10 protein-coding genes are annotated in these 10,510 nt (G+C 68.2%); 1 reads left to right on the forward strand and 9 read right to left on the reverse strand.

The window, feature by feature from the left end; all coding sequences use genetic code 11:
- The 7 genes from KBZ04_RS09595 to KBZ04_RS09625 all read right to left on the reverse strand — a co-directional run.
- On the reverse strand, positions 1 to 790 hold a 790-nt coding region (locus KBZ04_RS09595), incomplete at its 3' end, for a carboxysome shell carbonic anhydrase (protein WP_254991724.1).
- A gap of 6 nt (positions 791 to 796) precedes the next feature.
- Positions 797 to 3,208: a CsoS2 family carboxysome shell protein gene (locus tag KBZ04_RS09600; protein WP_254991725.1), complete on the reverse strand. Its 2,412-nt coding sequence runs from the start codon at positions 3,206 to 3,208 to the stop codon at positions 797 to 799.
- A gap of 72 nt (positions 3,209 to 3,280) precedes the next feature.
- Positions 3,281 to 3,622 carry a ribulose bisphosphate carboxylase small subunit gene (locus tag KBZ04_RS09605; RefSeq protein ID WP_015107693.1) on the reverse strand — a complete coding sequence of 114 codons (342 nt, stop codon included), beginning with the start codon at positions 3,620 to 3,622 and terminating at the stop codon, positions 3,281 to 3,283.
- Between the two features lie 100 nt (positions 3,623 to 3,722).
- On the reverse strand, positions 3,723 to 5,135 hold the full coding sequence (locus KBZ04_RS09610) for a form I ribulose bisphosphate carboxylase large subunit (RefSeq protein WP_216909740.1): 1,413 nt from the start codon (positions 5,133 to 5,135) through the stop codon (positions 3,723 to 3,725).
- A gap of 51 nt (positions 5,136 to 5,186) precedes the next feature.
- Positions 5,187 to 5,498, reverse strand: coding sequence for a BMC domain-containing protein (locus KBZ04_RS09615; protein ID WP_015107695.1), 312 nt, complete (start codon positions 5,496 to 5,498; stop codon positions 5,187 to 5,189).
- 201 nt (positions 5,499 to 5,699) lie between these two features.
- Positions 5,700 to 5,981, reverse strand: a complete 282-nt coding sequence (locus tag KBZ04_RS09620; RefSeq protein ID WP_254991726.1) for a P-II family nitrogen regulator — start codon at positions 5,979 to 5,981, stop codon at positions 5,700 to 5,702.
- Between the two features lie 46 nt (positions 5,982 to 6,027).
- Positions 6,028 to 7,062 carry a sodium-dependent bicarbonate transport family permease gene (locus tag KBZ04_RS09625; RefSeq protein WP_254991727.1) on the reverse strand — a complete coding sequence of 345 codons (1,035 nt, stop codon included), beginning with the start codon at positions 7,060 to 7,062 and terminating at the stop codon, positions 6,028 to 6,030.
- 235 nt (positions 7,063 to 7,297) lie between these two features.
- Here KBZ04_RS09625 and KBZ04_RS09630 point away from each other — a divergent pair, with 235 nt between their 5' ends.
- The gene (locus tag KBZ04_RS09630; RefSeq protein WP_254991728.1) at positions 7,298 to 7,906 is read left to right on the forward strand and encodes a non-canonical purine NTP pyrophosphatase; all 609 of its coding nucleotides are present in this window, start codon (positions 7,298 to 7,300) and stop codon (positions 7,904 to 7,906) included.
- Positions 7,907 to 7,909: 3 nt separating this feature from the next.
- Here KBZ04_RS09630 and KBZ04_RS09635 read toward each other — a convergent pair whose 3' ends face one another.
- Both KBZ04_RS09635 and KBZ04_RS09640 read right to left on the reverse strand, forming a co-directional pair.
- The gene (locus KBZ04_RS09635) at positions 7,910 to 8,710 is read right to left on the reverse strand and encodes a BMC domain-containing protein (protein ID WP_216905735.1); all 801 of its coding nucleotides are present in this window, start codon (positions 8,708 to 8,710) and stop codon (positions 7,910 to 7,912) included.
- Between the two features lie 132 nt (positions 8,711 to 8,842).
- Positions 8,843 to 10,510 (reverse strand): diguanylate cyclase (locus KBZ04_RS09640; protein WP_254991729.1); only part of this gene is annotated, 1,668 nt, incomplete at its 5' end.

The following is a 10,510-nucleotide window of genomic DNA, read 5'->3' on the forward strand; positions in this document are numbered from 1 at the left end:
AGCTGGCGGCCAGGGCGTCGTCACTGCCGTGGGCGGCGCAGCCCTCGTGGGAGGGGTCACGGGAACTGAAGTGGTAGAGCACCACCTTCAGGTAACGGGTGTCGTCGTGGGCGGGGTTGGGAACGCCCTCCCGGTAGCGGCGGTGTTCGGTCTTGACCCAGCGGTTGACCGTGTTCTCCACATCGAACAGGGCACCGGCATGGGGGCGGCGGCGCACCGAGCTGAAGGGCAGCCGCAGGGCGAAGGCGATGGCATGGGCCAGGCGACCGTCGGCGCAGGGGGTGGCATCCAGCAGGTGGAAGCCGCAGGAGAGCAGGAAGGCGTTGAATTCCTCGGCGGCGGCGCTGCCGGGCTGGCCGTGCAGGGGATCCTCGCGGAAGAAGCCGTCGCTGGTCTGTTCGTAGGTTTCGAAGACGCACCAGGCGAACAGGCTGCGCATGTCGAGCTGGCTGACCCAGGCCTTCTCCAGGATCGGCAGGGGCAGGCTGAAGCCGAGCTCGGCCTGGGCCAGGGCCTGGGCACGCTCGACGAAGTCATCCTCGTGCTGCAGGGCCGACAGGCGCTTGAGCACGGGCACGATCCGATCGAAGGCCTCCTTGACACCGCGGTCGTAGCCCTCGAGGGCCGCGTTGGCGACGCTGTCCGTCAGCGGATGGAGGCTGGACGCCGCCTGGCCGAGCCGCACGGCCGCCAGGCGCCGGGAGAGATCGGCGCCACCGGGAGCATCGGTCCGGCGTCGGGGTGCGCTGGGGGCAAGGGGACGGATCGTGGGGGCCGGACGGCGGGGCATCGGGGATCAGCCGCGGGCTCCGCCGGAGACCGTGATCAGGGAACCGGAGTTGGTGCTGCCGCTGGATCCGGTGATCTTGTTGGTGGGCTCGGGCAGGGTCTCGTTGCGCTTGTTCTGGAAGCCGGGCATGGCCGACATCGGTCCGACCCGGCTGGGGTTGCGGCGACGGGCCGAGGCCCCTTCGGTGCCGGTCACGTGCTTGCCCCGATCCCAGTCATCGCCGGTGATGTTCAGGCCGGCGGAGATGCCTTCGCCGGTGACCCGGGAGGTGGGGCGGGCGTCCTCATCGACAGTCACCGGAGCTGCCGCCGCCGGCTGGCGCAGGCGCACCCGATCCTGGGCGGGACGGTCGAAGCGGAACTGTTCGGTGCCGGTCACCTTGTCGGCGGCCATGTCGAAGGGGCCGGTGATGCGGTTGCCCTGCTCGTAACTGTTGCCGGTGACGCCACCCGGACGCTGGCGGGAGCTCTGGGCGGCGCGGGCCGGCGACTGGACGCTGAACTGCTGCCAGGGCTGATCGGTGAGGGGCTGGGGGAAGTCGGCGTCGTGGCTGGTGGCGGCGCCGCAGGCCTCGGCCAGCTGGTTGCCGCCGATGTAGGGGGTGCCGGTGATGTCCTCGCAGGCACCGCGCTCGGCGCCGGTCATGACGCCGCCGATGCCGGGCTGAAGGCCGGTCATCACGGTGCCCATGCGGGCGGGGGTGCGCTGGCGGATCTCGGCCACCCGGTCGGAGGAGCACCAGGTGCCGGCCTGCTCCATGCCGGCGTAGGGGGTGCCGGTGACGGCCTTGCAGGTGCCGGGCTCATCGCCGGTGACCTTCTCGGAGCGGCCCGTGCGGGTGCCGCTCACCACCATCGCCTTGTTGGTGACGCTGAAACCCACCTTGGCGGCTTCCGGTGCCGGCTTGGTGCCGCAGAACTGTTCGAACTGCTGGGTGCCGATGTATTCGTCGCCGGTGACCAGGCGGCAGGAGCCCGGCTCATCACCGGTGACGTGCTCGCTGCGGCCCACGTGGGTGCCGGTGATGCCGGTGCCCCGCAGGGTGTGCAGGCTGCTGACCTTGGCGGGGGCGCGGCCGGGCACCTCGGACTGGTCACCCACGTATTGGGTGCCGGTGAGCTGGCGATTGGCGCCGGGCTCGTTGCCGGTGACCCGCTCGGAGCGCTCCACGATCACCCCGGAGACCGGCCGGCCAGCGGCGGTGCGGGTGAGGCCCACCTTGCGGGGAGAGGGGCTGGTGGTGCCGCACCAGGCGGCGCTCTGGTTGGCGGAGATGTATTCGGTGCCGGTGACGTTCTTGCAGGTGCCGGGCTCGTCGCCGGTGACCTTCTCGGAGCGACCCACTTCATTGCCCGTGACCCGGTTGCCATGGGTGGTGGCGCTCACCCGCACCTTGGCGGGCTGCAGGGGGGTGGGATCGCTCTGGCAGAAGGTGCGGAAGATCTCGGCGCCCAGGTACTCGGTGCCGGTGACGGGGCGGCAGGTGCTGGCCTCGTTGCCGGTGGTCTTGAGGGAGCGGTTGGCCTGGGTGCCGGTGACCACCTGGCCCCGGACCGTCTCACTCACGCCAACCTTCCAGTGGGCATCGGCGGCGGCATCGATCTTGGCCTGGCCGCGGCGGGGGCCGGAGGGACGGGAGCCACCGCTGCGGGAGCTGCCGGCGGAGCCCACCTTGCACTTGAGTTCGCGCACCTTCTGGGCCAGCTCGCGGCTGCTCATGTCGGGGTTCGACTGGCGCGCCACCGAGGCGGCCACGGCGCTGGTGGGGGCACTGGCGGATTTGCCCCGCTTGGAGAGGGCCTCGCGGCGGGCCATGACGATGGCCCGGCTGGGGTTGTGCTGGGCGGTGCGCTTGGCGGTGCCGCGGCGCTCGCCGTTCCGGGAATTCCGGTTGGCCAGGGAGGCCCCGAGGCCGGCGGAACTGCTGCTGCTGCTGCTGCTGGCGGCTGCGGCCGCCTTGGCGTCCTTGCAACCGCAGGGGCGATCGCTGGTGCTGGCTGCGGCAGGGGTGGCGGTGGCGGCGCTGGCCTTGGCGGCGCGCATCACCTCCTGACGGGTGCGGTCGCTGGAGGTGTCGGCGCGCTTGCCGCGGCGGGATAGGGCTTCTCGGCGCTCCAGCACCAGGTTCCGGCTGGGGTTCGCCAACGGCTTGGCGTTGCTGCGATGGCCGGTGCCGGAGGAGGAGTTCAGGGTGGAAGCACCGCCACGACGCGCTGCGGGGGCGGGGCGCTGGGGGGAGGGGGCCGGGGCTGCTGCGGACGGGGCAAGCGTCACCGCCTCGGTGCGGCTGCGCTGGGCGTCAGCGGCGGTGCGCACCCTGCCCGGGGAGGACATGAACTGGGTGGAGGCTTTCTTGCCGCCGTTGGTGAGGGCCTTGCGGCGCTCCAGAGCTGCTTCCCGACTGCTGGTCCTGGCCATGTCCGCCCCGTGAATGGATGATCAAAAGTGATGGATCCCGACCGCCGGCCGGGATCCGCTGGAACCGCTGGATCAGCGGCCTTCGAACACAACGAAGCAGGCACCCTGACTCTGGGTGTAGGCGTCGTAGCCGACGAGGCGCACGTGATGGTCCGGATAGGCCCGGTGGCAGGACTCCAGTTCGTTCACGATCACCCCGAGATCCTTCTCACCGAAGAAGGGCAGCTTCCAGTACGACCAGTAGGTGGCCATGGAGCGGCTGGGGTGGACGTGCTCGACCAGGGGGCTCCAGCCCTGGGCAATGATGTAGGCGATCTGGTCGTAGATCTCGTCCTGGGTCATCGGCGGGAGGAAGCCGAAGGTCTCGAGGGTGGCGACTGTTTGATAGTCACCCACGGTGCTCTTGAAGGGCATGGGGATCCTTGAGGGGAATGGGATGGGAAGCCCAGCCACGCTGACCTCCGGTGGTTGAACCAGCGGTCAGCGGCGGCAAGGCGGAGGGCCGGGTGTCGGCTCAGCCGACGTCGAGTTTGTCGACGGTGTCGAACTCGAACTTGATTTCCTTCCAGGTCTCGAGGGCGATGGCCAACTCGGGGCTGTGCTTGGCGGCTTCCATGAGGATGTCGCGGCCTTCCTTCTCGATCTCACGGCCGGCGTTGCGGGCCTTGACGCAGGCTTCCAGGGCCACCCGGTTGGCGGCGGCGCCGGCGGCCGAGCCCCAGGGGTGACCGTGGGTGCCACCACCGAACTGGAGAACGGAGTCGTCGCCGAAGATGGCGACCAGGGCGGGCATGTGCCACACGTGGATGCCGCCGGAGGCCACGGCGAAGACGCCGGGCATCGAACCCCAGTCCTGGTCGAAGAAGTTGCCGCGGGTGCGGTCTTCGGGGATGAAGGATTCGCGCAGCTGGTCGATGAAGCCCAGGGTGGTCTGGCGGTCACCCTCGAGCTTGCCCACCACGGTGCCGGTGTGCAGCTGGTCGCCACCGGAGAGGCGCAGGCACTTGGCCAGCACCCGGAAGTGGATGCCGTGCTTGGGATGGCGGTCGATCACCGCGTGCATGGCGCGGTGAATGTGCAGCAGCATGCCGTTCTTGCGGCACCACTTCGACAGACCGGTGTTGGCCGTAAAGCCACCGGTGATGTAGTCGTGCATGATGATCGGCTGCCCGAGTTCCTTGGCGAACTCGGCCCGCTCGTACATCTCCTCAGGAGTGGCGGCGGTGCAGTTGAGGTAGTGCCCCTTCTTCTCGCCGGTTTCTTCCTGGGCGAGCTGGACGGCTTCGGCCACGAACTCGAAACGGTTCTGCCAGCGCTGGAAGGGCTGGGAGTTGATGTTCTCGTCGTCCTTGGTGAAGTCGAGGCCACCGCGGAGGCATTCGTAGACCACCCGGCCGTAGTTCTTGCCGGAGAGGCCGAGCTTCGGCTTGATGGTGCAACCCAGCAGGGGACGGCCGTACTTGTTCATCCGGTCGCGTTCGACGCAGATGCCGTTCGGCGGGCCGGGGCAGGTCTTGATGAAGGCCATCGGGAAGCGGATGTCTTCCAGACGCAGGTGACGCAGGGCCTTGAAGCCGAACACGTTGCCCACCAGGGAGGTGAGCACGTTGGTCACCGAGCCTTCCTCGAACAGGTCGAGGGGGTAGGCGATGAAGGCATAGAACGACTCCTTGTCACCAGGGACGTCTTCGATGCGGTAGCAGCGGCCCTTGTAGAAGTCGAGATCGGTGAGGAGCTCGGACCACACGGTGGACCAGGTGCCGGTGGAGGACTCGGCGGCCACGGCGGCAGCCACTTCTTCCTTGGGCACACCTTCCTGGCCGGTGCACTTGAAGCAGGCCAGCAGGTCGGTGTCGAGGGGGACGTAATCGGGAGTCCAGTAAGTGTCGCGGTACTCCTTGACCCCGGCGTCGTACTTCTTGCTCATGGGATTGTTCGGATGGGTTCGGATGAAAAATCAGAGGGTCGCCTTGACCGCTCAGTCCTTCGATCCCAGGCCGAAGCTGCTGTTCAGCGCCGGCTCCACTTCACGGTGGGGTCGGGCGATGATGTGGGCGGCCACCAGGCCGTCGCCCACACGCTCGCAGGCGTCGGCGCCGGCACGGACGGCGGCGTTGACGGCACCGGTTTCACCCCGCACCAGGACGGTCACGTAGCCGCCTCCGACGAATTCGCGACCAATGAGGCGCACTTCGGCGGCTTTGGTCATGGCGTCAGCCGCTTCGATGGCGGGCACCAGACCGCGTGTCTCGATCATGCCGAGGGCGATGCCCATGGTTTCGTTTGCCATTACCTGCTCCTGGAGGAGGGGGGTGGAATGTTCGTGTGCAACCTTGCTCCTCCGTCAAACCCTCCGTCAAGCGATTGGCAGCCCGGCGGCCATCAAGGTTTCGCGATTGGCTGATAAGGGCAGCTGATCAGTGCAACACAAAAAGCAAGCTTTGCTTGATCGCTGCCGCCACCGGGGCCGCTGCGGCTCCGCCTGACCGGTTCAGAGGGGGTCGGCGCTCGAGACGAAGCCCACCCCGCCATAGCGCTTCAGCAGGGGCTTCAGGGCTTTGCTCACGGCCGCCAGCACGGCGTCCTCCACGAACACGATCACGTGGGCATTGGCCCCCAGCCCGCTGAAATCCATCCCCTCCGAGATCTCCCCGGACGGCCCCATGCCCGTGACATGCCGCATCACCGAATAGCCCTTGGCCCCGGCCGCGGTGATGGCCTTGCAGACCCGGTTCAACTCCCGTTCGCTGAGAAACAGATCGATTCGCTTCATGGTGTCGGGGCGAAGGTTCGGCGAGGGGAAGGCAGACGGCCTGCGCTCAGCCGACGGGGATGAAGTGTCGGGTCAGCGCCATGTAGAGGGGAATCCCTACCACCACATTGAAGGGGAAGGTGAGGCCCAGGGCCGTGGAGATGTAAAGGCTCGGGTTCGCCTGCGGAACGGTCATGCGCATCGCCGCCGGCACGGCGATGTAGGAGGCGCTGGCGCAGAGCACCATGAACAGCAGGGTGTTGCCCTGGCTCAGGCCCAGCAGGGCGCTCACCAGCAGCCCCACCAGGGCGTGCACGGGGGGGGCCAGCAGGGAGAAGCCGATCAGGAAGGCCCCCGTCTGGCGCAGGTCCCGCAGCCGCTGCGCCGCCACGATGCCCATGTCGAGCAGGAAGAAACAGAGGGCTCCGTAGAACAGTTTTTCGGTGAAGGGATCCATCTTCTCCAGCCCCGCGGGGCTGAAGGCGGCCACCACATACCCGATCACCAGGCTGCCGATCAACAGGTACACGGAACCGTTGAGAAAGGCCTCCTGCAGAACTTCCCGCCAGCGCAGACTGCCCGCCCCATGCTCCTGATCGCCGTCGTTGTCGTGGTCCCCTGGGGCGTCGGCATCGTCTGCGGGGGCCGCGAGTTTGGCCAGGATCACCCCGACCACGATCGCCGGCGATTCCATCAGGGCGAGGGCCGCCACCATGAAACCGTCGAAGTTCACTTCGAGAACATTGAGGAAGCTCTCGGCGGTGATGAAGGTGACGGCACTGATCGAGCCGTAGGAGGCGGCGATGGCGGCGGCGTTGTAGCCATCCAGCCGCAAGCGCAGCAGCAGGAAGCTCGTCAGGGGCACCAGCAGCGACATCAGCACCGCCGCCCCGATCGTCAGCAGCACCTGGGGACCGAGGCCGCTGTGGGCCAGTTCCATGCCCCCCTTGAAGCCGATCGCCAGCAGCAGGTAAAGGGAGAAGAGCTTCGGCAGCGGTGAGGGGATCTCCAGGTCGGAGCCGACCAGCACACCGAGGATGCCCAGGAAGAAGAACAGCACCGGCGCGGAGAGCAGGTTCTGTAGGACCAGGCTCGACTGCATTGCCCTCCGGGGCCCAAAGGGTGGAGGCAACCTAGGGGCGATTCCGGCTGGCGACCGTCACCGGTCGCGCAATGTTGTCCGCCGTTTCGTCCGATCGGTGGCGAATTCCCTATCGTCCGCCCGGGGCAGGAACCCTGGAGTTCTCCGGGGGTGGAATGTTCAACCCGTCCTGCCCCACCCCTTCCGCGACCGCCCGACCCCGCTGCACCAAAATGGGGCCCCCCGTGGGCCCGGTTTGTCCCTCTCCCCTTCCCGCCCGGTGCTGGTGATCGCCAGCGGCAACCCCCACAAGGTGGCCGAAATCACGGCCATGCTCGAGGGGGTGGGTCCGGAGGTGGGTCTGGAGGTGAGGCAGCAGCCCAAGGGCCTGGAGATCGAGGAGACGGGCCTCACCTATGCGGAGAACGCGCGCCTGAAGGCCACCACCGTGGCCTCCCTCACGGGTTGCTGGTCGCTGGCTGATGATTCGGGTCTGGAGGTGGATGCCCTCGATGGCCGCCCGGGTTTGCATTCGGCCCGCTATGCCCCCACCGACCACGAGAAGATCCACCGGCTGCTGCACGAGCTCGGCGATTCCCTCTACCGCGGCGGCACCTTCGTGAGCGCGATGGCCCTGGCCGACCCCGCCGGTGAGGTGGTCCTGGAATCGGAGGGCCTCTGCCGGGGCCTGATCCTGCGGGAACCGTCCGGCCATGGCGGCGGCTACGACCCGATCTTCCATGTGCGCGAAGCCGGTTGCAGCTATGCCGCCATGGGGGAGCACCTCAAGAGCCGTCTGGGCAGCCGGGGCAAGGCGGCCCGGGCCATGGCCCCGGGGCTGAAGCGTCTGCTGGGCCTCGGCTGAGCGCTAGCCGCGGGCGCCGGCGTTGATCTGGGCCACGGCGCGCATGGCGGCGGCGGCGGCCTCCTCCACATCGCCCTCCTTGCCCGCCAGGGTGAGGCGGCCGAAGGCACCGACGGCCTTGACGTCGACCACGGTGATGTTGGAGCCCTTCTCCGCCTCATTGGCGGCGATCAGCACGTAGCCGGCCGGTTCGGTCTCGAGGATGAACATGCTCATGCCGGCCTGGATCATCGAACCGCGGCGGTTCTGGCGGTTGATCAGTACGGCATGGTCGGGGGTGATCGCCCGGATGATCTCGGTCCAGGTCACCTCACAGCGACTGCGCAGCTCCACCCGGCTGCCGATGGCCTCCAGCACCACGTCGCCGGAGTGGAGCACATTGCTCTGGTCCCGGTGGTAGAGGGCCAGGGAGCCGAAGGCCCGCTCCACCACCATCTGGCCGAGCCGCACCGTGCTGGCCTTGAGGGCGATGTCGGTGACCCGGTGCACCGCCATCCCCGGGGAGACCTCCAGCCACAGGCAGGCATCGCCGGGAATCGGCAGGAAGCCATGGGACACCGTGCCCATGTAGGACGCCAGCTGGGGCTGGAGCGAATCCAGGAAGACGTAGGTGCGGAGCTCGATCGACTGCACGTGGCTCGACTGGCGCGCCAGGCGCCTGCCCTCGCTGTCGGTGGTGATCACGCAGCTGGCCCCGGAGGCCTCGCCGCTCACATCGGTGCCGGTGATACGCAGGCTCGCCGCCTTCCTGCGGGCGTCCGACCGGTCGTCGCGAAGGAAGGAACGGGCAGCCTGCGAATCCATCACGGCGCCAGGCGCCAACTCCCGGAAAGGACGATCGTCTCGATCACCGGGGGGGTGAAGCACCGGGATCCCTGGTTGCCACCGATGGCAGTCCAGGACTGGAGGGTACTCCCCGCCGGGGGCGGTTACGGCCTAGCGGCTGCTCAGGGAGATGGCTTCGGCGGCGCGCACCCGGTCGCGGCCGTCCCCTTTGGCGGCGTAGAGGGCCTGGTCGGCCAGCTCCATCTGATGGGAGAAATCGGTGCTGAACTGGGCCGACTTGGTGCTCACCCCCAGGCTGACGGTGAGGCGTCCTTCGGGGGCCGCACCGGCGAGATCGAGCTGGTGGATCGAAAGCCGGATCCGTTCGGCCACCATCAGGGCCGTGGCCTGGTCGGCCTCCGGCAGCAGCACCAGAAACTCCTCGCCGCCGAGCCGGAAGGTCTGGTCCTGCTCCCGCACCGACTCCCTCAGGACGCGGCCCACCTGCTTGAGCACCCGGTCGCCAGCGTCGTGGCCGAAGCTGTCGTTGACCTGCTTGAAATGGTCGAGATCGAGTTCGACCAGGGAGTAGCTGGCCGGCAGCTTCGCCTCCTCCAGGGCTCGACGGTTGGCCAGGCCCGTGAGTGGATCGCAGAGGGCGGCGGTGTTGAGGGCGGCCAACTCGTGGGCGTGGCGCTGATCCTCGAGCAGATGCTCCACCCAGGGGCGCATCGACTCGGCGAACTCACGCACCATCCGTTCCGTGTCGGGATCGAACGACTCGGCGGCGCACTGGCCCCGGATGGCCAGCACCATGGCGGGCTGGCCGAGCAGGCAGATGTGGTGCCAGCCGGGATGGGCTGCCCTTCGCTGGGGATGGATGTCATCGGCGCACCAGGTGGTCCAGCCATCGACGGGCAGCTCCACGGACAGTTCGCAGGCGCTGGCCTGGTCGGTGGATTCGAGGATGTTGCCGATGGCCCGGACCATCCCCAGGGGGCTGCTCTGGTGGATCAGGGCATCGTTCAACTGCCGCCGCGCTTCGGCGATGCGCAGAAGCCTTTTGAGGTCCAGGTCGGCGTCTGCCAGGCAATAGACGCCGCAGTCCATGGCACCCAGGGCGCTGAACACGTCATCGACGATGGCGGCGGCAACGATGTGGCCGTGCTGGGGGGCGATGCGCTCGATCCGGGGCCAGCGGGAGCGGATGCGGGCCAGGCCGGCACTCAACAGCTCCCGGCTCGGCATGTAGTGCTGGTGGAAGGGCCGGGCGTTCTCGATGATGTAGGCCGCATCGGCCGACTCCAGCACGCTGCTGTCGGGGACGAAGCCCCCGAACAGATCCGAAGAGAAGAGTGTGCGGCTGGTGGTGTCGAAGGACACCATGGCCCCCGGGAAGTGCAGATACGGCGTCAGCTGGAATTCCAGCCGCCGATCCCCCTGCAGCGGAAGGCACCAGTCGTGCTGCTCCACCAGGTAGGTGGGGAAGCCATGGCCGTAGTGGCGGATCAGGGCATGGGCACGCCACTCCGTCACCACCTGCGCGTCGGGGTGGGTCAGCACCTCGCCCAGCTTTGGCAGGGCGGCGCAGATGTCGGGGTCGGAGTGGTGACAGACCAGCCAGCGGATGGCGCCCAGATCGGTGATGGCGCGAAGCTTGGCCAAGGTGCCTTCAATGGTGAGCGGCGAACCCGGATCGATCAGCACGCCATCCGAACCGTTGGCGATGAAATAGGTATGGCACTGGAAATGGTCATTCGCCAGACGCACCCCGACCCACCACACACCGGGGGCGATTTCGATGGGCTCTTCCCGTGATGCCGTCGTGTCGAACCGGGG

The sequence above is a fragment of the Cyanobium sp. N5-Cardenillas genome, assembly GCF_024345515.1.
Classification (GTDB): domain Bacteria; phylum Cyanobacteriota; class Cyanobacteriia; order PCC-6307; family Cyanobiaceae; genus Cyanobium.

Excerpts from the sequence above, each read along its gene's own strand:
- KBZ04_RS09600 (WP_254991725.1), bottom strand. The coding sequence starts at position 3,208 with ATGGCCAGGACCAGCAGTCGGGAAGCAGCTCTGGAGCGCCGCAAGGCC.
- KBZ04_RS09605 (WP_015107693.1), bottom strand. The coding sequence starts at position 3,622 with ATGCCCTTCAAGAGCACCGTGGGTGACTATCAAACAGTCGCCACCCTC.
- KBZ04_RS09610 (WP_216909740.1), bottom strand. The coding sequence starts at position 5,135 with ATGAGCAAGAAGTACGACGCCGGGGTCAAGGAGTACCGCGACACTTAC.
- KBZ04_RS09615 (WP_015107695.1), bottom strand. The coding sequence starts at position 5,498 with ATGGCAAACGAAACCATGGGCATCGCCCTCGGCATGATCGAGACACGC.
- KBZ04_RS09620 (WP_254991726.1), bottom strand. The coding sequence starts at position 5,981 with ATGAAGCGAATCGATCTGTTTCTCAGCGAACGGGAGTTGAACCGGGTC.
- KBZ04_RS09625 (WP_254991727.1), bottom strand. The coding sequence starts at position 7,062 with ATGCAGTCGAGCCTGGTCCTACAGAACCTGCTCTCCGCGCCGGTGCTG.
- KBZ04_RS09635 (WP_216905735.1), bottom strand. The coding sequence starts at position 8,710 with ATGGATTCGCAGGCTGCCCGTTCCTTCCTTCGCGACGACCGGTCGGAC.